Genomic DNA, 24,845 nt, shown 5'->3' with positions numbered 1-24,845 from the left:
GTTGGTAGAGAACTCCCTGGGGGAGCAGCGCCCCGCCCGTTCACCGGCCGCTAATCCCGGCAGCAATCTGACCGGGATTCCGTCCGGGCTGTTGATCAGTGCTGAATTTCATGCGTTCCCGATGCCGCTACATATCGCCGGGGTGCGCGATGGGCACCCCGCGCTTTTCCAGAAATTGTCTCTGGTGCAAGAACAGTGCGAGGCGGGACAGGTCTTCCAGGCGTACATGGAAGAGATTTTTGCTGGCGGGCATGACCGGACAAAGGGCCGACGCTTCAGAGCCAGCTACTTACGCCTGCTCAAAGGTTGGGGATATGACAGCAATTCGCCGGAAGGTGCGGTTATGAAGGGCTGGGTGGAGAGCCGGTTCGGGATCGCGCCGAATTTTCACCGGCAGGTGATCGGCCGTGTGGGTGACGCCGCCTGGATTCAGTACATGACCGACAAAATGTCAGGGCGATTTGATAATAATGCGATCTGGTTGCAGCTTGACCTGTTGTTTGAATTCGCACAATGGTCGGCGCGGCGTTTTCTGGCATCGGGCCAACGGCATTTGCGCTTGTTCCGGGGAACCAATGATTTTGCGGAACATCCTATTCTCTGGAAAGCCGGGGCGCGGCAGGGGGTGATCCGGCTGAACAACCTGGTGTCCTTCAGCAGCGACCGGGACGTGGCCAGCGCATTCGGCGATTGCATACTGGAGGTGGAAGTACCTTTGGTAAAGCTGCTGTTTTTCAAGGGCCTGCTGCCCTGTCGCGCACTTCAGGCGGAGAGTGAGTATCTGGTGATCGGCGGTGAATACACGGCACACATGTATTATTACTGAGGACGAGAAATGGGCTACGACTTGCGGGAGAGGGCGTTAGGTGCCTATCTGGGATTGGCTGTCGGGGATGCCCTGGGCGCGACAGTGGAGTTCATGAGTCCCATGGAAATTCGGGAGGAATATGGCGTCCACCGCAATATGATCGGTGGCGGCTGGCTGCATTTGCAGCCCGGACAGGTGACCGACGATACCCAGATGTGTTTGGTGTTGGGGCGGAGCATTCTGGCCGATGAACAATGGTCCATTACCCGCTTTGGCGAGGGGATGGTGCAGTGGTTGCGCGGCCATCCCGTGGATGTGGGCAATACCTGCCGCCGGGGAATCCGGCGCTTTATGCTCAACGGCACTACCGCCGCCGAACCGGCGGAATGGGATGCCGGTAATGGTGCGTGCGTACGCAATCTCCCCGTGGTGCTGGCCACCCTGAACGCCCCCGCGTCCTTCCGGCAAATCAGTGTAGAACAGGCGCATCTGACCCACCATCACCCGCTGTCGGATATCGCCACCCTGACGCTGGGGGAGATGTTGCGCTGCGCGCTACGCGGTGATGGCGTTTCATCCGTGCGGCGCCTGGCGGATGCACTGGTTGCACGGTACCCGGAATTCGATTTCAAAGAAATTCCCCAGGCACCTACGCCCTATATTGTGGATACGGTGCGCGCCGTCCTGCATACGCTGTTCCATACCGATAATTATAAAGACTGCCTGATTACGGTGGTAAATCAGGGTGGGGATGCGGACACCACGGGCGCCCTTGCGGGAATGCTGGCGGGAGCCCTGTACGGGACTTGCGGGCTTCCCGGCGCCTGGTTGCAGCGTCTGGATCCCGCGCTTCAGAAAGAAATCGCGGCGCAGGTGGATCAGCTTCTGGCTTGGGATGAGCGGGCGGATCACGCGCAGTTGTCGGTCAGCATACCGCTGCGTGTCTTATTTTACGAAAAACCAGGCTGTGCCAATAATGCGCGGCAGAAAGCACTGTTGACGGCCGCCGGCTGTGTGCTGGAAGTGCATGACTTATTGAAGACCGCCTGGACGGCGGCAACCCTGCGCCCCTATTTTGCGGATCGACCCGTGGCAGAGTGGTTCAACCCGGCGTCGCCGCGGATAAAGTCGGGAGAGATCGTTCCGGAGGCGTTTACGGAAGCCGGGGCACTCGCCGCGATGCTGTCCGACCCACTCCTCATTCGGCGCCCGCTCATGGAAGCGGCGGGCGCCAAAACCGCCGGTTTTTCTGAGGATCAATTGCGCCTGTGGACGTCCACATCTCTTGACGTGTATGCTGAAGCCGCTGGCGTTGGTACCGACCATTGTCGGCGTTCCGTGCCTTGCCCAAGCGTCAGGCAGGCGCACAGGCTCAGCAAAACCCCAGCCGCCTCATCCCACCCCAACGCCTCCTGAGCGCTGTAGAGAAGAGGGCCTTATCATGAAAGATCACGTAACCCCCAACCATTTTCAGGAGCTGACGACCATCTACGAGGTGAGTAAGGTGCTCAGCTCCTCCATGGATCTCGAACACACCCTGAACGATGTTCTGAAGACCCTGGAAAGTCATCTGCATATCTCACCGTCCATGATTGTATTGCGCATGAATGAGGAAATAGTGGGGGTAATCGCTGCCACAGGATTGTCCGTTGCGGAAATAGAACGGGGGCGTTATCGGTTAGGGGAAGGGATGATAGGCAAGATTATGCGTGCCGGCATGCCGATAGTGATTCCTGATGTCTCTCAGGAACCGGCTTTTCTGCACCGCGCCTTTGAACCGGAGATCAGTCAGCGCTTGCATGCCTTTGTAGGGGTGCCGATTAAGGTGGGGTATGAGTGTATCGGCGTGCTCGCCATCTATCGCAGTGAGCGACACAAGGGCGTAAGTTTCCGTTCGGATGTGCGCTTGTTGCAGATGATCGCCAATCTGGTAGGACAGACCGTTAACCTGCATCAGGGTATATCGGCGGAACGAAACCGCCTTTTGCAGGAAAAGCATCGCTTGCAGAAGGAGTTACAGAAACGTTACAGCATCAAAAATGTCATCGGTAACAGCCGGGCCATGCAGGCGGTGTTTTCTGACGTGCACCAGGCGGCGCCAGGCAAGGCGACCGTGTTGCTGCGCGGTGAGTCGGGTACCGGCAAGGAAGTCATCGCCCGCGCCATTCACTATCTCAGCCCCCGCCGCGACAAAGCCTTTGTTTCGCTCAATTGCGCGGCGCTCCCCGAAAGTATTCTCGAATCTGAACTCTTCGGACATGAGCGCGGTGCGTTTACCGGCGCCACCCAGGAGCGCAAAGGGCGCTTTGAACTGGCGGACGGCGGCACCCTGTTTCTCGACGAGATCGGGGATATCTCTCCGGCTTTCCAGGCCAAGCTCTTACGGGTGTTGCAGGAGCGCGAATTCGAGCGGGTGGGCGGCAGCCAGACCCGGCGCGTCAATGTACGCATTATCACTGCCACCAATCGCAATCTCGAAGAGGCGGTGAGCAAGGGCGAATTCCGCGCCGATCTCTATTACCGGATCAATGTCGTCAGTATCTTCCTGCCCCCACTGCGGGAACGTCGTGAGGATATCCCCGCCCTGATCGAACATTTCCTCGCCCGTCACAACGCCGACAACCAACGCAAGCTGACCCTCACCCCGGAAGCCTTGCAAACCATGGTGTCCTGCTATTGGCCAGGCAATGTGCGGGAACTGGAAAACTGCGTCGAACGCACCGCCACCATGATGCGCGGTGATATCATCCGCAATCTCGACGTGCCCTGTCAGCGCAATCAGTGCCTCTCCATGGCCTTGCGACCGCTGGAAGGGAGCCATCCCATCATCACCATGAAGGTGTCAGGCAGTAGTAATACATCGCCTCCCGTCGTGCCCGAGCCTGCGCGGCACGTGGTGGCTGCGTTGATCGCTAACGATGAGGAGAGTGCGGCACCTTTGTCAGAAAGGGATCGCCTGATCCAGGCCATGGACCGCTGTGGCTGGGTACAAGCCAAAGCCGCCCGTTTGTTGGGGACGACCACCCGTAAACTCGGTTATGCCCTCAATAAACATGGCGTGGAAGTTAAAAAACTCTAACTTCGCGCCTGCCGTATTATTTTTACCCCTTCCCGTTTGTCCGGTTTTCGACAATTTTCGCCGCAGTGCTGGAAACACACGTAATATTACCGACAAAGCACCGGATGAATTATCATAACATATTGAAAAATAAACATTCTATACGTTGGCATTACTTTTGCTATAGGTAATGCAAGCGTCAGCTTCTTAGGAGCAAGCCGATACATCCATGAGGCGCGCGGTTTTCCATCGTTCACTGAAGATCCGTATGGAGGATTACGCCCATGGCATCCCAAATAATTTCTCTTTCCAGTATTAGCACACCCAATAACGGGGTGGATCTGGATGAGATCATGCAGCAAAAGGCAGAACACCAAGGTTGTGGTACGAGCGGCAGTTCCGGCAAGGCCAGTTGTGGCACCGGAGCGGGGCAGGGAGATCTGGCACCGGAGATATGGGAAAAGGTCAAGAATCACCCCTGTTATAGCGAAGAAGCGCATCATCATTACGCCCGTATGCATGTCGCGGTGGCGCCCGCCTGCAATATCCAGTGCAATTACTGTAACCGCAAATATGACTGCGCCAACGAAAGTCGTCCGGGCGTGGTCAGTGAAAAACTGACGCCGGAGCAAGCGGCCAAAAAGGTGCTGGCCGTGGCCTCCACCATTCCGCAAATGACCGTGTTGGGCGTTGCCGGTCCGGGTGATCCCCTGGCCAACCCCGAGAAAACTTTCAAGACCTTTGAACTGATCTCGAAAACAGCGCCGGATATAAAGCTTTGCCTGTCCACCAATGGCCTGGCACTCCCTGACCATGTAGACACTATTGCCGGTTTCAATGTGGATCACGTCACCATCACCATCAATATGGTGGATGCGGAAGTGGGCGCGCTGATCTATCCCTGGATTTTTTACAAAAACAAGCGTTACAAGGGGCGTGAAGCGGCGCAGATACTCACCGATCGGCAAATGCAGGGACTGGAAATGCTGACCGAGCGCGGCATTCTCTGTAAGGTGAATTCGGTCATGATCCCCGGCATCAATGATCACCATCTGGTGGAAGTCAACCGGGCAGTCAAGAGCCGCGGGGCCTTCCTCCACAACATCATGCCTCTGATTTCTGCGCCTGAACATGGCACGGTTTTCGGTTTGAACGGCCAGCGTGGCCCGACCGCTCAGGAACTCAAAGCCCTGCAGGACAGTTGCGAAGGCGAAATGAACATGATGCGCCACTGTCGGCAATGCCGGGCGGACGCGGTGGGTCTGCTGGGCGAAGACCGTTCGGCAGAATTCACGACCGAAGCCGTAATGGCGATGGATGTGGAATACGACCTCGAATCGCGCAAGGCCTATCAGTCGCTGGTCGAGCAGGAGCGTCAGGCAACGGCGGACGCCAAACGTGCTGAATTGGAAACCCTGGCTGGCGAACAATCCGATGTCAAAATTTTGATCGCGGTGGCAACCAAAGGCAGCGGGCGGGTCAATGAACACTTCGGGCATGCCACCGAGTTCCAGATTTATGAAGCGAGTGCGTCCGGCGCGAAGTTTGTCGGCCACCGTCGCGTAGACCTCTATTGCCAGGGCGGTTATGGCGAAGAGGAAGCTCTGGAAAGCACCATCATCCGCGCGATCAACGATTGTACGGCAGTTTTTGTGGCCAAGATCGGTGGCTGTCCGAAAGCCTCGCTGGAAGCGGCGGGAATCGATGCGGTGGATCGTTACGCCTTTGAATATATCGAGCAGTCAGTCATTGCCTACTATCGGGATTATCTCGATAACATCCGTAGTGGGGCCATTGTTCATGGCCAGCGCGGAGACGCGGAGATCCGGCAGGGGGCGTATGTAGCTGCGTAAGGTTGTCGGGGGAGATATCCTCCCCCGTTTTTGTCAAAAGGAGAAACATCATGGCTTTCAAAATCGTCAGTTCCCAATGCACCAGTTGTTCGGCCTGTGAACCGGAATGCCCGAATATGGCCATTTCCGAAAAAAATGGCACCTTCGTGATCGATCCGGCCAAGTGTACGGAATGCATAAATTATTTCGATGAACCGCAGTGTGTGGCGGTATGTCCGGTGGATGACACCTGCATTATTGACAACAACTATCCCCGTTACGTCGCTTAGGAGCCGGTCATGGAACTCACCTTTACGCCGAAAGCGGAACGTTTTATCCAGCGGATGATCACCTTTGGCGGTGGCAATGCTGCCAGTGCTTTCCGCCTTGCAGTAAAGCCGGGCGGATGCTCTGGCCTGTCTTACGATTTTCGTATTGTCGAAGTGCCGGAACCAGGCGATGTGGCCATCACCAGTAATGGCATTCCGGTGCTGCTGGAACAGAAAAGTGTCCCTTTTCTCAATGGCGTCGTCGTCGATTGCGAGGATAGCCTGATGAATACCGGGCTGGTCTTTACCAATCCGAATGCGGCGGCCAGTTGCGGTTGCGGAACTTCATTTACACCCAAGGAATAATGCCCCGTAGGGATATGGCAGAGATTGGAGGGAGGAAAACATGGAAACCTGGATCGTTCATCATACGAACACGACTATCCATCGTTGCGCAGTGAATACGGCAGCACTTCCCTCGCATCTGGATGCTATCGATTTACGTCATGCGGAGATATTTACCCGTATACCAGCCAGAGAGCAGCGTCATCTCGCACGTGCTTACAGCAGTTATGTCTGCTGTGAGGAGTGTGAAGCGGCTCTGCTCAACCCCGTGAAGCAGAGGGGTGCAGCATGAGCAATATCTGGGACGATGAATGGTTGAACCGCCGTTACTATGAAGGCCTCCTGCCGGAGGCGGCGGAACACCATCTGCATCTCGCGGCGCGCTCCTATGCGGACGATGTGCGCGCCGAGGATCACCTGATGGATGCCATCGCCATCGCCCCCGAGCACATGTTTGTTTACCTGGGTTTGTACAAATTTTATTTCTATAAAGGCCGACTGAACGAGGCATTGGCAACGGCCCGTATCTGTCTGCAGCGCAGCGCCGCAGAATTGGGTATTGATCCGGACTGGCGCAAGGTAAGGGAGCGGCAGGCGGACTTTGGCAGTTTTGATGCACCGCGGGCACGCTTTTATATGTTCGTGCTGAAAGCCTATGGTTACCTGCATTTGCGTCTGGGTCACCTAGCTACGGGCAGCAAAATCATGGACAAACTCATCGAACTGGACCCGACGGACAAAATACAGGCGCGGGTGCTGCTGGAAGTCCTGCAAAAAAAAGAGGAGGACGACGATGAGTGATCCGGATGAGGCCATTGACTGGCAGGGTGGTGCCGTCTCCTGTGAAGCCTGCCCGGAGCGCGGGATCCCGGAGGTGAAGTGCGAAGCACTGCATGCCTGTATGCATGATCGTTACGCCAAAAGGGTGGATCGCTTTTTTCGCTGGAATCCACAGATCGCCAAGGATTATCTGCAACACGGCTACTTTGAGGTGCGGGCTTGCGCCGCACGTTATGCGGATATTTTTCATTTGCCCGCACTGATGGACGATCCTGACGAAACCGTGCGCTGGGCGGTAGCGCAAAGGCTCCCGCAACGCTATCTGCTGCGGATGATCCACGATCCGCATCGGGAAGTGCGTATCCGGGTGGCCGCGCGACTGGATGACCGTAACCTGCCGGCCATGATGCACGATGCGGATTATTACGTACGTCTGGAGGTGGCGCGGCGTCTGCCCAAGGGCCTGTTACCGCTCATGATGCATGATTCCGATGTGGAGGTCCGGCGGGTTGTGGCCAAACGCATCGGCGTGGATGCCCTGGTCAAAATGTTGCAGGACGACGATCCCGGGGTCCGTCTGGATGCCATTGAACGGGTACCGGTGTCGATTCTTTCCACGCTGGTTGACGATGCGGATTGGCGTATCCGCTACGAGGTGGCCGCGCGCGGGAGCCGGGAAGCGGTAATCCGCCTGTTGGCGGACGCGGATTATGAGGTGCGTCGTTGTGCTGCGGAACGCCTGGGGAAAGGCGAAGCGCTTTCCAGACAACGATTGCCGGGGGAGGGCGAGATATGGCCGGAATGAGCAGAGACAGTGCAACGGTGGAGTTGGGCGCAGAACCCGAGTTCAATTATGGAGATAAAGTCCGTTCCCGCAAGCATGTGAAAAATGACGGGACATTCACCGGCGCCGAAATTGGCGAGGTGATTGTTACAAAAGGCGATGTCGGTTTTATCATCAGTATCGGCACCTATTTGCAACAATTTTATATTTATGGCGTGGATTTTTATGAACGTGGTCATCTGGTCGGTATGAAGGGCCGCGAACTGGAACTGATCGAATACAATCCGAGTCAGGAGGAGAAAATCTCATGATGGATTTGCGCCCCCCCCGATTTGATTGGGGCCTCAAGGTATTGGCTGGCGATGATATTTTTAATGACGGGACTTATCCGGGGGAGGCCGAAGGGGCCTTGCTGGTAGCCAAGGACAGTCCGGGAGAAATCGTGCGGGTAGGACATCATGAGGAGAGCAACACGCCCCTCTACCTCGTGGAGTTCGCCAACGGCATGGTGGTGGGTTGCCTGGAAGAGGAAATATTGCCCATCGGAGAGCCAAAATCATGAATATAACGCGCAGCATTTATCTCGATAACAATGCGACAACGGCCTTGGCACCGGCGGCACTGGACGCCATGTTGCCCTATTTGTCCACGGAATATGCCAATCCTTCCAGCGCCTCCGAAGCGGGTGCAAGCGTCAAGAAGGTTTTGGGTGAGGCGCGGGTTGCCGTGGGCAGGTTGCTGGGTGCTTCACCCGCGGAACTGATTTTCACCAGTGGCGCGACCGAGGGCAATCATACGGCGATCCTGGGTGCGCTCTCCATGATCAAGGGCAGACGCCACCTGATCACCAGCCAGGTAGAGCACCCCTCGGTGCTGTTGATGTGTCAGCATCTGGAGCGCCTCGGGATAGAAGTGAGTTACCTGCCAGTGGATGCAGAGGGGCGGCTGGACCTCGCAGACCTGCGTGCCGCCTTGCGTCCGGATACCGCCCTGGTTTCTCTCATGTGGGCGAACAATGAAACGGGTGTGCTCTTTCCAATCGTTGAAGCGGCGGCCATGGCTCATGACGCGGGGGCTTTTTTCCATACGGATGCGACCCAGGCCCTCGGCAAGCTGCCGGTGAATGCCGCCGCATCCGGCGTGGATTTCCTATCCTGCTCTGCACACAAGATTCATGGGCCAAAGGGGGTGGGGGCGCTCTTTGTCCGCAAAGGCATTGCCTTACCACCACTATTTCATGGTCATCAGGAACGGGGACGCCGGGGTGGTACTGAGAATGTTCCAGGTATTATTGGCTTTGCGGCGGCTGCTCGCCTGCTCACCAATATCGAACACGAGGCTCGCTACCTGCAGGGATTGCGCGATCATTTTGAACAAGGCCTGTTGGCCTTCATGCCCTGCGCGCGCATCCACGGGCAGGATGCCGAGCGTTTGCCCAATACCAGTAATATTGGATTCATCGCTCTGGATAGTGAAGAGCTGCTCTATCGCCTGGAGCAGGAGGGCATTACTGCGGCCGCCGGTGCCGCCTGTGCTGCTGGCGGTCAGGAACCTTCCCATGTGCTGACGGCTATGGGCTTTTCTAAAACGGCGGTGCTGTCCTCGCTGCGTTTCTCCTTTGGACGCCTGAACCGGTCGGAGGATGTGGAACGGGTGCTCCGCGTATTACCAGGCATTCTGTTGGGCATGATGGACATGCCACCGATGACGGCGGCTGGTGCCGCAATTTCTTGTGCACACTGAAAGGAATACCCCATGAAGGTGATGATTCGTAAAAATGCTGCCGGTGAGCTGACGGCGTATGTGCCCAAGAAGGATCTTGAAGAACCTATTACCGAGTGTCAGAAGCCGGAACTGTGGGGCGGGGTGGTGACGTTGGCTAACGGCTGGCGCCTGGAATTACCGGAGATGCCCAGTGATACCCGTCTGCCTATCACCGTAGAAGCTCGGCGTCTGGAGGGCTGAGATCATGAAATTGACTGACGAGGACATCGCGGTGCTATTTGATCTGGGCCAGACGGTCTGCCGGTCTGGCGAAGGTGTTCTGCCCGTTCTGCGCACTCAGTTCCCCGGACTGCCCATTACCCAATGCCCCGCCAGCGATGTCAGCGACGTGCCTTTCCGTGCCGGTGAATATTTTGACCTGCATCTGCTCGATACCCGTGACCACTGCTGGAAGGTCACGGCAAATTCCCTGGCGGCAACGGGCCTGCTGCTGGCCATGCATGGGAACGTGCCATGAGCGCACCAGAAATACCGCTGTCGGACCCGGACATCAGCTCCAGCGAACTGGCGGCGGTGGAAGCGATATTGCGTTCCACCCACATCAGCGCCGGGGAACAGGTGGAGGCATTTGAGTCGGTTTTTGCGGCCTATCACGGGCGGCGCTACGCTGTCGCCGTTGCCAGCCCGACGCTCGCCCTGATGCTCTGTCTGCGTGCCTATGAGCTCAGGGCAGGCGATGAAGTCATCCTCTCACCCTATAGCTGGTGGCAGATCGGCCACGCCTTGGCCTGGTACGGAGCTCAGCCGGTGTTTGCCGATATCGACTACTACTCCGGCACGATCTCCCCCAAAGGGACTGAGACCCTGATCACGGAGAAAACCCGGGCGATTCTCGCCGGCAATACCAAGGGGCATCCCGCCTTCTGGCAGGAGCTGCGCAGGATGGCCAACGAAAACGGCCTGCTGCTGCTGGAGGATTCGACGGAGGCCATCGGCTCCCGTTATCAGGACAAACTGGTAGGCAGCTTCGGGGACAGCGCTATTTTTGCCTTTGCCCAGCCCTCTGCCCTGGTCTGTGGTGAAGGTGCCATGATCGTCACGGACGATACCGAAACGGTCAGCCGTCTGCGCCAATACCGCGCGCGCGGCATCAGTGAGCGGGGCTCGGTGGTGGCGCCTACCCGTCCACCCCTGCAAGCAGAAATGAGCGATATTCAGGCCACCATCGGGCTGGTCCAGCTCGCCCGTCTGGACGGTATTTTGCAACGCCGGCAGCAGGTGGAAGCACTGTACTTTGAGTACATGAAGTCCTTTGAAGGGATCAAGGATCCCTACCATGGGCCGGATGCCACCGCGGTGCACTGGTTTGTGTACGAAGTACATCTCGGCACCCGATTCAGCCGCAGCAGTCGGGATGCCATCGTCACCGATCTCCGCGCCCAGGGTATCGAGGCGGCCTCTTACTGCCTGCCCATGCATACGCAATCCTATTATCGCGAGCGCGGCGGCGGTCATTGCCCGACCGCCGTGCGGGTATCCGATCGCACCCTGATCCTGCCTTTTCACCCACGTCTGGAAGAAGAGGAAATCGCCTTTATCATCGAAACCCTGAAGGATGCATCCGTTAATGTCGGTGCCGGTGCCGCTATTTATTAGTGTATTGTTTTTATGTTCATTTTAATAGAGGAGAAGATTGAATGCCCATTATCACCATCAAACCCAGTGGTAAAACCGTCGAGATGCCCGTGGGGGCCAGTCTCGCTGCCGCAGTGATTGCCGCTGGTGAGTCTATGGTTCTGAAGTGCGAAGGCAAAGGTGAATGCGATAGCTGCCATATTTTCGTCCAGGAAGGTCGAAAGAGCGTGTCTAAAATCCAGCGTCTGGAAAATGAGCGACTGGATGCCATCGTTGGCGTCGGCAGCAAATCCCGTCTGGCTTGTCAGGCCATGATCGGCGAAGAAGATGTTGTCATCGAGCTTTTGGGATTTTCTTCAGGCTTATGAGGAGACCATTATGGAACAAACACTCGTCGTGATTCATGTGCGCTTTGCCAATGATGGCAGTGTGCGGGAAATTGGCGAGTGTCCCAGCGGGACCAGTCCCCAGGACTGGTTCAATGCGCTGAGCAGACACTCGTCCAATAGTTATGAATCGCTCTCCGGCGGAAGGGGTGCTTTTCGCCTCGAACCAGCGGTCATCGAACAGATCAAGGCCGCAGTTCTTTCCCCCGTTACATAAGGAAGTATAACTATGGACAAGGATCTTTCGGAAATCTTCAGCGGCCTTGCGGAAGGGCGCATCATTCCTTATCTCGGTCCTGGTCTGTTGCCAGAGGCCGGTGCCACGCTGCCCAGCGAGTTGCCGGCATTGGCGGAGCTGCTCAGCAGCCAGGTGACGGTACCCCACAAGGTCCGTCGCAACCTCACCGGAGCCGCGCAATATATCGAGAACTTCAAGCATCGCAAGACCCTCGTGGGCATGATGGACAAGGCCTTTGCCGGGGATCCGCCGCTCCATCCTTTGCAGCGCGAACTGGCTGCCCGAAAACTCCCGTTGATCGTCCACCTCTGGTACGACAATGGTATGGCCAAGGCCTTGGCCGAACAGGGTACACGCTGGGGACGTATCCAGGGACTCAGCCAGACCGAGCATTTCGGCCACTGGACGGGATATATGAATGCCGCCGGTCAACCAGTTGACGCCGCCGTCGCCGCCCAGTGGGACACGATACTGTATGAGCCTTGGGGCTCGCAAAGTCCGGCCAACAATTACCTCGTTTCCGATACGGATTTTGTCGAAGTGCTGACGGAAATTGACATTCAGACGCCTATCCCGGAGATCGTCCAACAAATTCGCATCGGGCGTCATTTTCTTTTTGTCGGATGCCGTTTCAACGATCAGTTGCAGCGCAATTTTGCCCGTCAGATCATGAAGCGTTCAACGGATCGTCATTGGGCCCTGATGGAAGCGCCGCTGACCCGGAACGAAGCACGTTTTGTCCGTGAGCAGGGAATACAGGTGCTCCAGATACCCTCCAGCGTGTTGCTGGACGGGGCCGCCGTGGCCAAGGCGGGATAAAGCAGGGGACAAGGCCATGTTGTGGAGCAAAACCTGCGACTACGCGCTTCAGGCTTTGGTGTACGTGGCAGCGCAGCCGGAGGATCTCTGTGTGCGCGGTCAGGATGTGGCGGCCTATCTCTATGACGTGCCCTCTCCCTACCTGGCGAAGATTCTCAGGGGATTGGCGGGGAAGGGTATACTTCAGTCGTTCAAGGGGCGCGGCGGCGGTTTTCTGCTGGCGCCGGGAATCCGGGAATCGGGACTTCTGGAGATGGTGAAGCGTATTGCCGGTGAACCTTTTGGCGAAGGATGCGTTTTGGGCCTCGCCAAGTGCACAGATGCGACCGCCTGTCCTGCGCACCACGCATGGTCACCAATTAAAAACAAGGTGTTGGAATTGCTTCGCCAGAAAACGATAGGGCAGATGGCGGCGGCCGTGCGCGATGGCCGCTATGATTTACGGCTATTGCGCAAGGCGGGATAGCGGGTGCGCCCCATGCTGATCAAAATCCCCTGATACGCGGGAGTCACAGGTCTTATGCGGGGCGGATTTCCACACCGATATCTGCCGGTGCGGCGTGATAAACGGCGCTGGTCACGAGGGTGTCCATACCGGTTGCTGCATAGGACTGAATATTCGCAAGGGTGATTCCGCCCGCTGCAAACAACGTAACTTCAGGTGCTACGACGCGCAGCTGCGCGGCAATTTCTGCCAGGAGTCCGGGGGGCAATTTGTCAAACTGGATGCCAGCGACCCCGGCCTGAGCCAGTGCCAGCGCGTCCGTCAGGGTGTGATCCGTCTTTTGCACTTCCACCACGATCTTGCTGGAGGGAACCTGTCTCCGGTATTGCGCCAACTGTTGCAAGAAAGGCGACAAACCACCTAAAAAGGCCAGGTGTTGGTCAAATACCAGAACACTTTCCGAGAGGCCCAGCCGATGCGGCATGACGCCCCCCGCGAGAGCAGCCATGACGGCAAAGCGCCGTATTCCAGGAATATTCTTACGCGTCGCAACCACGGATATTCGGGGATTGATCTGGCGCGCCTGCTGTACCAATTGCGCGGAGTAGGTCGCGATGCCACACGCGTACTCCAACACATTTTGCGCCACTTTCCAGGCAGAGTGGGCAGCACTTGCGGAACCTTCTGCAGCCAGCAGAGCGCTTCCTGTTGCGGCCAATGCGCCCGACGGCTGACTTTCGGTCATGCTAAGGCCGCAGGCGTCCAGTATCTGTGCGGCCAGTTCGGTCCCGGCGACCGTGATGTCCTGACGACAGCGAAAACGCATGACCGCGGCCTTGCCGCCAATACCCAGCATGTGGGTGGTGAGATCCAGGAAAGGCTGATCTTCCTGGATGAGTGCAGCAATTTCCTGCGGAGAGAAATACATGATATAGCCCCTAACAGCGAACGATTATGCACCTGATGTTGGCGAGTGAGTATATCCCTAAACAACTAAAGGTAAGAAAGAGTGGATTCCATATCTCCGGTCGCTGGCGCGGGTGGCAATTGGAAAGAGACATAGCGCAACTGCAAATATTCCTCCAACCCCCATTTGCCACCCTCGACGCCCAGTCCAGAAAGCTTGTTGCCGCCGAAAGGCGCTTGCGGGGTGGCGGGAGACCCGTCATTGACGCCGACGATGCCGCATTGCAGCGCCTCCGCGACGCGGTATGCGCGTCCGAGATCGCGGGTCCAGAGATAAGCGGCCAGGCCATAGGGGGTGTCATTGGCGAGGGCAATGGCTTCCGCTTCGCTGCGAAACCCCTGTATGGGCAGCAGGGGGCTGAAGCTTTCTTCGTGGAATATACGACTCTGCGGATCGAGATCGGCGAGGAGGGTCGGGGAGCACCACAGGCCTTGTGCATCCCCTCCGCACAGCAGTCTCGCACCGCGGTCCAGGGCATCCTGCAATTGCGCTTTGAACTTCTGGACAGCGGCTGCGGAAACCAGCGGCCCGATGTCAGTGTCCTCTGCAAAGGGGTCTCCGATCTTGAGATGACTTACCGCGTCGAGGTAGCGTGCGGCAAACTCCGGCAGGATCGCATCATCCACATACAAGCGGTTGGCGGCGACACAGGATTGGCCAGCATAGCGGAATTTAGCATGGATGGTCATGGCCACCGCCGCAGCGATGTCCGCATCGGCAAAAATAAGCACCGGAGCGTGGCCGCCCAGTTCCAGAGAAAGCCGTTTAATGGTCAGCGATCCCTGCGCATAAAGCTTCTGCCCGACCGCTGTGGAACCGGTAAAACTCAACTTGGCTATGCGCGGGTCAGCCATCAGTCGTTCCGCCAGGGGGGCAGGAGCAGAGCTGGGGAGAACCTGCAGAGTGCCCGCGGGGCCTTCCGCCTCGGCCCAGAGTTCGGCAAGTTTTAGGGCGGAGAGCGGCGTTTGCTCATCGGGCTTGAGGATGACCGTACAACCGGCTGCCAGTGCCGGAGCTATCTTGCGAACAACCATGGAGACCGGGCTGTTCCACGGTGTAATGGCGAATACTGGACCAACCGGCACCTTCCAGATCTGTAAGCGCTTGTCTGGAAACTGGGAGGGGATACTTTCGCCGGTGATGCGCTTGCATTCTTCGGCATACCAGCGCGCCAAAGTGACCGCGGTTTTGATTTCGGCACGACTCTGACGTATGGGTTTACCCATCTCCCAGGTAATGAGATGGGCGAGGTCTTCTGCGTGAATCTGGATGAGGTCCGCCCAACGGCTGAGAGTGGCCGCGCGCTGGTAGACGGCGGTTTGACGCCAGATTGTAAAAGCGACCACTGCCGCCTGCACCGCCGCTTCGGCCTCCCGAGTTCCGCAATCGGACACTTCGGCGAGCATCTGTTGATTGACCGGGCTCCGCACCACAAAGTGTATGCCGAGGTCTGTCCAGCATCCATTGATGAATGCGGCTGTCGGTGCAAGAGGCATGAATTTTCCTGTGGGCAATGGACGGAGGCGGGACGTTGCCGAATAACCTCCAAAGAGGGTACGCTTGCGGCTCAGGTTGTATCCGATTGACTGTAGCGTAGACATTAATAAAGTGCAAAAAGGCCATGTCCGCGCAGTAAGCATCATAAACACAGTGGCCTCTATACACCCATCTGGAGCAAACCTATTGATGCCTGAACCTGAAAGTACGCCCTACGCCCGCCTTGGTGGTGAAGAGGCCGTTCGCAAGCTGGTCAACCGGTTTTATGACCTGATGGATAGCGAGACGCTGTGGCAGACTCCGTTGCGGGATATTCACCCGAAAGATCTTTCCGCGTCCAGAGAGAAGCTCTTTTTGTTTCTGTCCGGCTGGCTGGGCGGGCCTGACCTGTATGTGCAGCGTTTCGGGCATCCCCGCTTACGGGCTCGGCATGGCTCTTTCCCGGTGGATGATCAGGCGCGGGATCAGTGGATGGCCTGCATGCTTCGGGCCATGCACGACGTAGAGATAGAGCCGGAACTCTATGCCCACCTGCAGGGTGCCTTTCAGCGCACGGCTGATTTCATGCGGAATCGCTAGGACTGTTGTGTTTTCTGCGCCGTTAAATCATCGGGGTGGGCTGGCGCGGCACTTGGGGCTTGTAATCCATGCCCCATCAGCCAGCCGATCAGAATCCCGAGCAAGGCCATGGCCGACAGGGACGGATAGCCGATAAACTGTACCAGCGGGCCACCTAGAAAGGTGCCAACTACTGTGGCCACTGCGCCGCTGGCATTAAAAAGACCCATTGCCGCGCCTTGGCTGACGGGCGTTAACCGGGCTGTCAGGGTAGTTCCGGAGATACTCTGCAGTGGCCAGGCGATGACAATCAGGACAAAACCAGCCAGGGCGGTCAGCGTTTTGGGTACGGGCAGGAAAAACACCAGAAGTAGTAGCCCAAATCCCAAAAAGCGGAGTATCAAAGACCAGCGATATACCCTTCCGGCGCCGAAACGTCCGGATAACTGCCCACCCACCGAATACAGCACCAAGGCAATGGCGGCGGCCATGGCGTAGACGCTGGAGGTCAGTGCCGGGGCTACGCTGTAAGCTTTCTGCATGGCCACCGGAAAGTAGGCGAAGAACGCGGCGACCCCAAAGGCTACGGCAAACCAGGAAAGGAGAAAGCGACCAAAGCGAGTATGCAGGACGTCGCCCAATCGGCGCGCACCGCGCAGGGAAAGATGATGCGAAAAGCGTAGCAGGCCACCTCCCAGCAGTTCCGGGCGCCCGAAATTGGCGAGGAAGCGCCAGTCCAGATCGCGCCGCATGTGATCGCCCACATCCGCCGCCCAACCGTAATGTTTGGCAGCGGTAGGCAAGCCTTTGGCCCCTAACCAGATAGCGGGAATCAACGCCAGGGCCGAACAGATCAGGCCCGCTTTGAAATTGCTGACGAAGATGCCCGCGAGCAAGAGCCCGCCGACCTGCCCGCCGCCGTTGAAAGTCTGCAGCCAGCCCAGTCGGGGTTCCCACTCATTTTGCGGGTCAAACTCGACGATGAACAGGCTGGCCATAGTGGCCACGGCCGAGGTCCCTGCACCAGCGAGCAGAGAGAGTCCGCTCCAGGTGAATATACCCGGCAGAAAAGGCATGACTGCCAGTGCCAGTGACAGCACCAGAAAGCCCCCGAAAAAAATGGGACGATGCAGTTGTTTGCGGTCGGCCAGGATTCCCCACAGGGGTGAGGTCAGCAATCCGAGGTTGAAGCCGCCCATGACATAGGCGACCCAACTGAGATGATTGGTGAGAGCGACGATCATCAGGGGCAAGAGAATAGGCAGCAGCCCGGACGAGACAGCGCCCAACAGTGCATAGGCCAAAAACCAGACAGATACCCAGCGTTCGGGCTCCTTCAAGATGGCGCGCCAGCGATCCAGGTGTTCACGTGTCTGTTGAATGCGGGCGGCGATAGCCTTATCGCCCATGATGGTGCCGGAATTCCTGGTGTCTGCCATGCTCCCTCCTGGTGTCGTTTGTTGGGCCGCTATTTACGATATCGTGCGAGGTATATAATTATCTGATAGGCCTTTGCTCTGTTGGTTCCCTGACAAAGGAGATGCCTTGGGATTTCGCAAGCATGAAGTACCGTGGGCATGACGCCAGTCGGGCGCGGATTTGCCCGTCTGCGTTCGCTACGTTATGGTAAAAAACAACAGCAGAGGGGAGTGATGTATGGGCATGATTTTCCACGGGCTGACGACGAACCCCGAATGGTTATTACACCGGTTGATATATACCCTGCTGATTGTGGCGGGTAGCTTTCTGATATTACGCTGGTATGGTAATGTAATTGTTCATCTTATGGGCTTTCTTGGCAGGCGACGGGCCATGTCACGCGGGTATGGCGTGATGCTCCAGAGAATCACTACCTGGTTTCTCTGGCTCATTGTCTGGGTTGTCGTGCTGCGGGTCTGGGGTGTCGATGTCACCGCCGTCTGGACCACTTTTGTCAGCTTACTGGCGGTGATCGGCGTCGGTATGCTGGCGGTATGGGCCATGGTCAGCAACATTACGGCACGCTTTTTTATCTGGTTCTGGCAGCCATTACAGTTGGGGCAACATATCGAGATATTCCCGGAATCACTGACCGGCGAGGTCATTGAAGAAAATCTCATGTTTACTGAATTACGTCAGGATGATGGAAAAATTGTGGTTATTCCTAACAATCTCTTTTTCCAGCGCATTATTCGTCGTTTGCCCGATGTCGGAAAAGCCAATGCTGACGAGAAAATTGCGCCATGAACACCAACGGGTCTCCCGGTATTATTTTCGGCGAATGTCTGATCGATGATTTTGGCGACGTGCAACGACTTGGCGGCGCGCCCTTCAATGTCGCGCAACACCTCCATGCGCTGGGGGTGGCGTCCGTCTTTGTCAGCAGGGTAGGGCGGGATGCCCCGGGGCAACGCATTTTGCAGCACATGCGGGATTGGGGGATGGCCATGGACGAAGTGACAGAAGATACGTTGCTTCCCACTGGCCGGGTACGGGTGACGGTGGACGTCGGGCAGGGGCACCGCTTTGAAATTCTGCCGCATCAGGCCTACGACGCCATTTGTGCGCCCGCCAGCGTGATCGCCCCCATTCCCTGGCTCTATCACGGTAGCCTCGCCTTGCGGGAAGACGGGCCATCGCGGGCAACCTGGCGCCAGTTACGTGCCCGTGCCCAGTGGCGCTTTGTCGACGTCAATCTGCGCGATCCCTGGTGGAATCCGGAATTGCTGGCCGAACTCATACAGGGTTCATCTATACTGAAATGTAATGTGGAGGAACTGGAGCAGATCATTCATACTTGCGAATTGCCCTCTGCCTCGACCCTGCGGGAAGCGATGCAGACGGTAGCCCGGCATTTTCATGTGCAAGCCGTCTTGCTGACGCGTGGTGCTGCGGGTGCCGCTTATGGGGATGGGACCAATTTTTACGAGACGGAAGCGGTCTCCACCGTTATCCAGGATACCGTCGGTGCGGGAGACGCCTTTGCCGCAGGCTGGCTCTGGAGCCTGTTTCGTGGCGACGCCATCGCTCGGCGATTGCAGAGGGCAGGGGAACTGGCAGCGGCCGTTTGTGCGTTATCCGGTGCCATACCGGATCAACCTGGGTTTTACCAGGCCATAATGGCGCGCTGGGTCAAGGAGGAATAACTTGTCAGACCACCAGGGTCTTTACATTCTGATGCTGAGTATCCACGGCCGCATTTGCGGAACGCCGGAACTCGGGGTCGATGCAGATACCGGCGGCCAGGTTGGCTATGTACTCGACGAAATGCAGGCGCTGGCACGGGACCCGCGCGTCACCCGGATCGACCTCCTCACGCGGCGCTTTAGCGATCCCGGCACGAATCCCATTTATGGAGAAGCGCGCGAACTATTGGCGTCCGGCGCGCAGATTATCCGTCTGCCTGCCGGTCCAGAGCATAAATATCTGCAAAAAGAGCGGCTCTGGGATTACCTGGATACCTTTGTGGACGGCGCCCTGCAGTTTATCCGTAGTGAAAACTGTATTCCCGATATCATCCACAGCCACTATGCCGATGCGGGTTATGTAGGGGTACGTCTCTCCCGTTTGTTGGGTATTCCGCTTGTTCACACCGGCCATTCCCTGGGGCGAGATAAACGGGAAAGACTGATCGCTGCTGGCCGTAAGGCGGAAAGTATCGACCGCCAATTTCATTTTCCACGACGTATTGCCGCCGAAGAATCCGTACTCAGTGAAGCATCCGTGGTCATGGCCAGCACCCGTCAGGAAGTGGACGAGCAGTATGGCCTGTACGAGAATGCCGCGCGGACGCATTTCAGGATCCTGCCGCCAGGTGTGGACTTGCGACGATTTTCCCGGCCGGGTCGGCAGCGTTCATCGCCGCTGCTGTCCGGCTTACGCCGCTTTTTGGAAGCGCCGCGCAAGCCCCCCATTCTGGCCATTGCCCGGCCCGATGAGCGTAAAAATTTTCAGCGTCTGGTTGAGGCCTATGCCACTGATCCGGTTTTGCGGGAGCAGGCCAATCTGGTTCTGGTTATGGGCCAGCGTGACCGCTTTGGGCAACTCTCGTACGGGGCGAAAAGAGTGATCCAGCGCGTACTGGATACCATTGACGATTACGACCTTTACGGGCAAATCGCCCTCCCCAAACATCACGAACCGGAAGACATTCCCGAATATTACCGCTATGCGGCCATCTATAAGGGCGTTTTCGTCAATCCGGCACTGACTGAACCCTTTGGCCTGACCCTGCTGGAAGCGGCGGCCTCGGGTTTGCCGGTCGTCGCCACCCGGCATGGTGGCCCGCAGGACATCATCCGCAACTGCCGCAATGGCATTCTGGTGGATCCGCTGAATATCGGGGAGATGCAAGACGCCCTCCGGCAAATGCTTTTTGATCGCCAACGCTGGCAGCGCGCCAGCCGGGCAGGCTTGCTGGGGGTGCGCCGGGTCTATAGCTGGGATGCTCATGCGCGCCGTTATCTGGCAGAAGTGGAACGTATTCTCCGACGTCAGCGCAAACAGTTGCGGCGTGAATCCGCCGCCCGCCAAGGGGTACGCCGCGCCTTACCGACGGCGGATCATCTGCTCATATCCGACATCGACAACACCCTGATTGGCGACCCGGCGGGGCTCGCCAGGCTGATGGAATGGCTGAGAGAGCATCCCCGGGTAGCCTTTGGTGTGGCCACCGGCCGGAATCTCAAACAGACCATGGAGATACTGGCGGCACACCAGATTCCCCGCCCGGACATCTGCATCACCGATGTGGGTACGCGTATCGTCTATGGCAACAAGCTGCGCGAGGATCAGGACTGGGCCGCTCATCTGCACTATCGCTGGTGGCGTGAAGGGGTATTACAGGCACTGGCCGGGGTACCCGGCCTGCGCCTGCAGGAAAAGCTCACCCAGAGCGCATTCAAGGTAAGCTACTATGTGGATCCCAAACGCCCGCCGACGGCGAAGGATCTACAGCAGCGCCTGCGTGGGCAGCAGATCGCCGCCCATGTGGTGCTTTCCCATACCCACTATCTGGATGTACTACCCATTCGTGCGTCCAAGGGCCATGCCATCCGTTTTCTGGCCTTTCGCTGGGGGTTGCCCTTGCATGCGGTACTTACTGCGGGAGACTCCGGCAATGACGCCGACATGCTGGGTGGCGAAATTTGCGGCGTTGTTGTCGGCAACCACAGCCCGGAATTGCATGGGCTAAGAGATAAACATCACATCTATTTCGCTAGTGCTTACCATGCCTGGGGTATTCTCGAAGGCATCCAGCACTACCACTTCCCAGGATAAACTCATGTCTGATGACCTGCTTCGCTGTATCAACCAGAATGCCCACTGTGTTTCCGGGCTGTTGCGCCATCTGTTCAATCTGCAACGTCCTTTTTTGCTCTATACCGATTTGCAAAAGGCCATCAGCGACTTTGCCGCAGATTATGGCAGTGATGCAGACCTTGTGATGTTGCAGGAGTTTTTCTCCAGACTACAAGAGGCAGTACTCGCAGAACCGTGGATTTATCTGGCCTGGCGTCCCAGCCCAGGCCGCTGGACTTATCTGCGCCTGCATCGGGAACAGCTCAATCTGGAGACGCTGACGGCGGGGGACTACTTGGCCTTTAAGGAAAGGCAGGTGCTCCCCGCGAATGATCAGGAGCCGGTACTCACCGTAGATTTTGAGGATTTTCGCGCGGTCTCCTATCGCCTGCACGATGAGGCCACCATCGGACAGGGGCTCATGTATATGAATCGCCGCCTGGCCGGACAACTGTTCGGCGACATCAAGGCAGGACGCCAGAGCATTCTCGACTTTTTGGCGGTGCATAAACTCAATGGGCAATCCTTGATGGTGCACGATCAGCCACCAGATTTTGAAGCACTACGCCGGACGGTGCAGTATCTGGCGACGCTCCCCAAGACCCAAGCGTGGACGGAGATTGCCGCGGAAATGACCCATCGCGGCTTCGCCCCCGGCTGGGGGGACACCGTCGGGCGGGTGCGCGAGACCATGCGTCTGCTGATGGACCTGTTGGACGCCCCCTCGGCAGAGGGTCTGCAGGCCTTCATCGATCGCATCCCCATGATCTCCAAAATACTGATCGTGTCTATTCATGGCTGGTTTGCGCAGGACAAGGTGCTCGGACGTCCGGATACCGGCGGGCAGGTCGTCTACATTCTCGATCAGGCGCGGGCCCTGGAACAGGAAATGCGCCAGCGCCTGGCCCGCCAGGGGGTGGACATCGTACCCCGTATTCTGATCGCCACCCGCCTGATTCCCAATGCCGATGGCACCACCTGCGACCAGCGTCTGGAAACGGTCCATGGCGTCGATAATGTGCAGATTCTCCGCGTACCCTTCCGCTATCCCAATGGCGAAATACTGCCGCAGTGGATCTCCCGCTTCAATGTCTGGCCCTGGCTGGAACGCTATGCCGATGACCTCGAACGGGAAACCCTGGCGGAATTTGGCCGTCGTCCCGACCTGATTATCGGCAATTACTCCGATGGCAATCTGGTGGCTTCCATGCTCAGTGAGCGGCTGAATGTCACCCAATGCAACATTGCCCATGCGCTGGAGAAGAGTAAATATCTCTATAGCGACCTCTACTGGCGCGATCACGATGCCAGCCATCATTTCGCCTGTCAGTTCACCGCGGACCTCATCGCCATGAATTCCGCCGACATTATCGTCACCAGCACTTATCAGGAAATCGCCGGGAATGACCACGAGGTGGGCCAGTACGAAGGGCATCAGAATTACAGCCTCCCCGGACTGTATCGGGTGGAAAACGGGATTGACGTCTTCGATACCAAATTCAATATCGTCTCTCCGGGGGCTGACGCCCACTATTATTTTCCTTATTCCGCCAGCGCAGCACGTTTGCGCTTTCTACACGACGATATTGATGCGTTGCTCTTTGGCGAGGAGCCTGCCGCAGACCGGCGCGGCGTACTAAAGGATCGGGATAAACCCATCATTTTCAGTATGGCGCGCATGGATCACATCAAAAACCTCAGCGGACTGGCTGAGCTTTTTGGTGCCTCGGAGCGCCTGCGTAAACTGGCCAACCTGGTTATCATCGGCGGTCATGTCGACCCGCAAGATTCTCAGGACGAGGAAGAGCGGGCGCAAATCCACCGGATGCACGGTATTATGGATGCGCATCAACTCGACGGGCAGATGCGCTGGATAGGCACTTTACTCGACAAAAATGTGGCAGGGGAACTCTACCGAGTTATTGGCGATACCCATGGATGCTTCGTCCAGCCCGCGCTCTTTGAAGCCTTCGGGCTGACGGTGATCGAAGCCATGAGCTCCGGTCTGCCGGTTTTTGCCACCCGCTTCGGCGGCCCCCTGGAAATCATCGAAGACGGTGTTTCCGGCTTTCATATCGACCCCAATAACCAGCAGGAGACGGCGGAAAAGCTGGCGGATTTTCTGGCAGCGGCGGTTGCCGATATCCGTGTCTGGGAGACAATTTCCGATGGCGCATTGGCGCGGGTCAGCGCGCACTATACCTGGGGCAATTACGCCACGCAGATGATGACTTTGGCGCGGATTTTCGGCTTCTGGCGCTTCATGCTCAAAACCGATCATCACGCCGCCCGCCGCTATTTGCAGATGTTTCAGCATTTGCAGTGGCGGCCTCTGGCCCATGCGGTGCCGTTGGGAGAGTCATGAGGGACAGCCGGGCCTCTGCGACAAACGCGTGTCCAAAGGATAACGATAGGTGGCAGAAATGGCGCAGCGCGTTGCCGCCGGATGCCGAGGGTTCAGAAGCACGTTCCAGGTCTCGGGCACCAGCACGCTCGGCACGCGCAACAGCGGTGCTGTCCCGTCGGCGAGCCAGCGGTCCCCATAGACCTGCGTGAGATGCGGATGTTGACTCCAATCCTGCGGAAGATGCTTGATATCCGTACGGTCTAACGCGATATCTCCCGGCACGGAAATGCGCAACCATTGGAGCGCGTCCGGGAGGTCTTCCGCATCGATTTCGAGATGGACCAGCGTTTCCAGAAGTGCCGTGGACGGATCCGGCGCGCAATAGACTACCGGGTGGCCGCGACTGGACCAACGTCCGGAAGCGCGCATGCCACCCAGACCATCCAGCATCGCATGATTACTGATCCGCCAGAGAACCACCGTCAGGCGGCCATCCCCTGATCGATCCGGACCAGCCATTCTTCCACCAGACGGGCGCCCATTTCGGTTTCCAGCGCCGTGAGCGGCGTGCGGCCGTTCAGTCCGGTTTTCGGTTTGCGCAACCAGCGCAGGGCCTTTTCCGGGTCGCCGAAGGTCTGTCGCGCCTGCAGCAGACAGCGCAACACGCGCAGGAACCGGTCGGACTCCTCCCGATTCAGGCGACCGGTACCCGCTTTGCGATGCGACATGGTCCGCGCCGGGATGATCAGTACCTGAATTTCGGTCTTCGTCAACCCGAGCTCTGTCAGCAGCGCCAACTGGGCAAGAGGAACCCCCGTTTCCGTTAGTTCAAGCAGGGCGGTGTCCTCTTCCGGGAGAAGCCCAAGCAGCCGCAGAATCCCTTGCGATGCGGGCGTTCCTGGTTCGATCAGTGCTATCGCCATAACGGTCTCCTCCGGTCTTGGCCACATGCCACCATTATAGCGGCAATATGCGTAAATGGGCCAGACCTAACGGGTGCGCATCCCCGAAAAACGGCATCAGGCCACAATATCGACGTCCGAAAATGACGAGACACCCGCGGCCACCTAGC

29 protein-coding genes are annotated in these 24,845 nt (G+C 57.6%); 24 read left to right on the top strand and 5 right to left on the bottom strand.

Going from position 1 to position 24,845, the window contains the following annotated elements; genetic code table 11:
• The first annotated feature begins 1 nt into the window (after position 1).
• The 19 genes from H2515_RS07700 (at position 2) to H2515_RS07610 (ending at position 13,145) form a co-directional block, all read left to right on the top strand.
• Positions 2 to 826, top strand: coding sequence for an NAD(+)--dinitrogen-reductase ADP-D-ribosyltransferase (locus H2515_RS07700; RefSeq protein ID WP_049786845.1), 825 nt, complete (start codon positions 2 to 4; stop codon positions 824 to 826).
• Between the two features lie 9 nt (positions 827 to 835).
• The gene (gene draG, locus H2515_RS07695; protein WP_198661354.1) at positions 836 to 2,224 is read left to right on the top strand and encodes an ADP-ribosyl-[dinitrogen reductase] hydrolase; all 1,389 of its coding nucleotides are present in this window, start codon (positions 836 to 838) and stop codon (positions 2,222 to 2,224) included.
• A gap of 25 nt (positions 2,225 to 2,249) precedes the next feature.
• Entirely contained in the window at positions 2,250 to 3,887 is a 1,638-nt protein-coding gene (gene nifA, locus H2515_RS07690; protein WP_198661353.1) for a nif-specific transcriptional activator NifA, read from the top strand.
• A 263-nt stretch (positions 3,888 to 4,150) separates the two neighbouring features.
• Positions 4,151 to 5,719 (top strand): nitrogenase cofactor biosynthesis protein NifB, encoded by a 1,569-nt coding sequence (gene nifB, locus H2515_RS07685; protein ID WP_014029044.1) that lies wholly within the window; start codon positions 4,151 to 4,153, stop codon positions 5,717 to 5,719.
• A gap of 50 nt (positions 5,720 to 5,769) precedes the next feature.
• Positions 5,770 to 5,988 (top strand): 4Fe-4S binding protein, encoded by a 219-nt coding sequence (locus H2515_RS07680; protein WP_009563004.1) that lies wholly within the window; start codon positions 5,770 to 5,772, stop codon positions 5,986 to 5,988.
• 9 nt (positions 5,989 to 5,997) lie between these two features.
• Positions 5,998 to 6,333 carry a HesB/IscA family protein gene (locus H2515_RS07675; RefSeq protein ID WP_014029045.1) on the top strand — a complete coding sequence of 112 codons (336 nt, stop codon included), beginning with the start codon at positions 5,998 to 6,000 and terminating at the stop codon, positions 6,331 to 6,333.
• Between the two features lie 40 nt (positions 6,334 to 6,373).
• A complete protein-coding gene (locus H2515_RS07670) occupies positions 6,374 to 6,604 on the top strand; it encodes a hypothetical protein (RefSeq protein ID WP_081919384.1) in 231 nt (76 codons plus the stop codon).
• Positions 6,601 to 7,113, top strand: a complete 513-nt coding sequence (locus H2515_RS07665; protein ID WP_198661352.1) for a hypothetical protein — start codon at positions 6,601 to 6,603, stop codon at positions 7,111 to 7,113. Before H2515_RS07670 ends, H2515_RS07665 begins: the two co-directional genes overlap by 4 nt.
• Positions 7,106 to 7,897 carry a 4Fe4S-binding leucine-rich repeat protein gene (locus H2515_RS07660; protein ID WP_014029048.1) on the top strand — a complete coding sequence of 264 codons (792 nt, stop codon included), beginning with the start codon at positions 7,106 to 7,108 and terminating at the stop codon, positions 7,895 to 7,897. The genes H2515_RS07665 and H2515_RS07660 overlap by 8 nt, the downstream gene beginning before the upstream one ends.
• Positions 7,885 to 8,187 (top strand): nitrogen fixation protein NifZ, encoded by a 303-nt coding sequence (locus tag H2515_RS07655; RefSeq protein ID WP_014029049.1) that lies wholly within the window; start codon positions 7,885 to 7,887, stop codon positions 8,185 to 8,187. Before H2515_RS07660 ends, H2515_RS07655 begins: the two co-directional genes overlap by 13 nt.
• A complete protein-coding gene (locus H2515_RS07650; RefSeq protein ID WP_014029050.1) occupies positions 8,184 to 8,438 on the top strand; it encodes a nitrogen fixation protein NifZ in 255 nt (84 codons plus the stop codon). Before H2515_RS07655 ends, H2515_RS07650 begins: the two co-directional genes overlap by 4 nt.
• Entirely contained in the window at positions 8,435 to 9,619 is a 1,185-nt protein-coding gene (locus tag H2515_RS07645; protein WP_014029051.1) for a cysteine desulfurase family protein, read from the top strand. Before H2515_RS07650 ends, H2515_RS07645 begins: the two co-directional genes overlap by 4 nt.
• Before the next feature lie 12 nt (positions 9,620 to 9,631).
• Entirely contained in the window at positions 9,632 to 9,841 is a 210-nt protein-coding gene (nifT, locus tag H2515_RS07640) for a putative nitrogen fixation protein NifT (protein ID WP_198661351.1), read from the top strand.
• Between the two features lie 4 nt (positions 9,842 to 9,845).
• Positions 9,846 to 10,118, top strand: coding sequence for a hypothetical protein (locus H2515_RS07635; protein WP_198661350.1), 273 nt, complete (start codon positions 9,846 to 9,848; stop codon positions 10,116 to 10,118).
• Complete coding sequence (locus H2515_RS07630) at positions 10,115 to 11,257, top strand: DegT/DnrJ/EryC1/StrS family aminotransferase (protein WP_198661349.1); 1,143 nt, start codon at positions 10,115 to 10,117, stop codon at positions 11,255 to 11,257. Before H2515_RS07635 ends, H2515_RS07630 begins: the two co-directional genes overlap by 4 nt.
• 41 nt (positions 11,258 to 11,298) lie before the next feature.
• A complete protein-coding gene (locus H2515_RS07625) occupies positions 11,299 to 11,604 on the top strand; it encodes a 2Fe-2S iron-sulfur cluster-binding protein (protein WP_014029055.1) in 306 nt (101 codons plus the stop codon).
• A 10-nt stretch (positions 11,605 to 11,614) separates the two neighbouring features.
• Entirely contained in the window at positions 11,615 to 11,839 is a 225-nt protein-coding gene (locus H2515_RS07620) for a hypothetical protein (protein WP_198661348.1), read from the top strand.
• Positions 11,840 to 11,851: 12 nt separating this feature from the next.
• Positions 11,852 to 12,679: an SIR2 family NAD-dependent protein deacylase gene (locus H2515_RS07615; RefSeq protein WP_014029057.1), complete on the top strand. Its 828-nt coding sequence runs from the start codon at positions 11,852 to 11,854 to the stop codon at positions 12,677 to 12,679.
• Between the two features lie 16 nt (positions 12,680 to 12,695).
• Positions 12,696 to 13,145 (top strand): RrF2 family transcriptional regulator, encoded by a 450-nt coding sequence (locus tag H2515_RS07610; protein ID WP_198661347.1) that lies wholly within the window; start codon positions 12,696 to 12,698, stop codon positions 13,143 to 13,145.
• 52 nt (positions 13,146 to 13,197) lie between these two features.
• Here the strand turns inward: H2515_RS07610 and modD are convergent, their stop codons facing one another.
• Entirely contained in the window at positions 13,198 to 14,052 is an 855-nt protein-coding gene (gene modD / locus H2515_RS07605) for a ModD protein (RefSeq protein ID WP_035192766.1), read from the bottom strand.
• Positions 14,053 to 14,117: 65 nt separating this feature from the next.
• Positions 14,118 to 15,587, bottom strand: coding sequence for an NAD-dependent succinate-semialdehyde dehydrogenase (locus tag H2515_RS07600; RefSeq protein ID WP_198661346.1), 1,470 nt, complete (start codon positions 15,585 to 15,587; stop codon positions 14,118 to 14,120).
• Positions 15,588 to 15,777: 190 nt separating this feature from the next.
• Between H2515_RS07600 and H2515_RS07595 the strand changes: the two genes are divergently transcribed.
• Positions 15,778 to 16,167, top strand: a complete 390-nt coding sequence (locus H2515_RS07595; RefSeq protein WP_035192769.1) for a group II truncated hemoglobin — start codon at positions 15,778 to 15,780, stop codon at positions 16,165 to 16,167.
• On the opposite strand, the gene H2515_RS07590 is transcribed toward H2515_RS07595, so the two are convergent.
• On the bottom strand, positions 16,164 to 17,585 hold the full coding sequence (locus H2515_RS07590; RefSeq protein WP_035192772.1) for an MFS transporter: 1,422 nt from the start codon (positions 17,583 to 17,585) through the stop codon (positions 16,164 to 16,166). The genes H2515_RS07595 and H2515_RS07590 overlap by 4 nt on opposite strands.
• A gap of 217 nt (positions 17,586 to 17,802) precedes the next feature.
• On the opposite strand from H2515_RS07590, the gene H2515_RS07585 reads away from it, so the two are divergent.
• From H2515_RS07585 to H2515_RS07570, 4 genes are read left to right on the top strand one after another with little or no spacing between them, the layout of a single operon-like run.
• On the top strand, positions 17,803 to 18,372 hold the full coding sequence (locus H2515_RS07585; RefSeq protein WP_198661345.1) for a mechanosensitive ion channel family protein: 570 nt from the start codon (positions 17,803 to 17,805) through the stop codon (positions 18,370 to 18,372).
• The gene (locus H2515_RS07580; RefSeq protein WP_198661344.1) at positions 18,369 to 19,271 is read left to right on the top strand and encodes a PfkB family carbohydrate kinase; all 903 of its coding nucleotides are present in this window, start codon (positions 18,369 to 18,371) and stop codon (positions 19,269 to 19,271) included. The genes H2515_RS07585 and H2515_RS07580 overlap by 4 nt, the downstream gene beginning before the upstream one ends.
• A 1-nt stretch (position 19,272) precedes the next feature.
• Complete coding sequence (locus H2515_RS07575; protein WP_065413784.1) at positions 19,273 to 21,405, top strand: HAD-IIB family hydrolase; 2,133 nt, start codon at positions 19,273 to 19,275, stop codon at positions 21,403 to 21,405.
• Positions 21,406 to 21,409: 4 nt separating this feature from the next.
• Positions 21,410 to 23,791: a sucrose synthase gene (locus tag H2515_RS07570; RefSeq protein ID WP_198661343.1), complete on the top strand. Its 2,382-nt coding sequence runs from the start codon at positions 21,410 to 21,412 to the stop codon at positions 23,789 to 23,791.
• On the opposite strand, the gene H2515_RS07565 is transcribed toward H2515_RS07570, so the two are convergent.
• Together H2515_RS07565 and parS are read right to left on the bottom strand one after the other, a co-directional pair.
• Positions 23,786 to 24,292, bottom strand: a complete 507-nt coding sequence (locus H2515_RS07565) for an RES family NAD+ phosphorylase (protein ID WP_198661342.1) — start codon at positions 24,290 to 24,292, stop codon at positions 23,786 to 23,788. The genes H2515_RS07570 and H2515_RS07565 overlap by 6 nt on opposite strands.
• A complete protein-coding gene (gene parS, locus H2515_RS07560) occupies positions 24,256 to 24,696 on the bottom strand; it encodes a type II RES/Xre toxin-antitoxin system antitoxin (RefSeq protein WP_014029068.1) in 441 nt (146 codons plus the stop codon). Before parS ends, H2515_RS07565 begins: the two co-directional genes overlap by 37 nt.
• Positions 24,697 to 24,845 lie beyond the last annotated feature (149 nt).

This window comes from Acidithiobacillus ferrivorans (assembly GCF_016250455.1).
In the GTDB taxonomy this organism is placed as follows: Bacteria; Pseudomonadota; Gammaproteobacteria; order Acidithiobacillales; family Acidithiobacillaceae; genus Acidithiobacillus; species Acidithiobacillus ferrivorans.
This window is presented reverse-complemented; position numbering and strand designations above follow the sequence as displayed.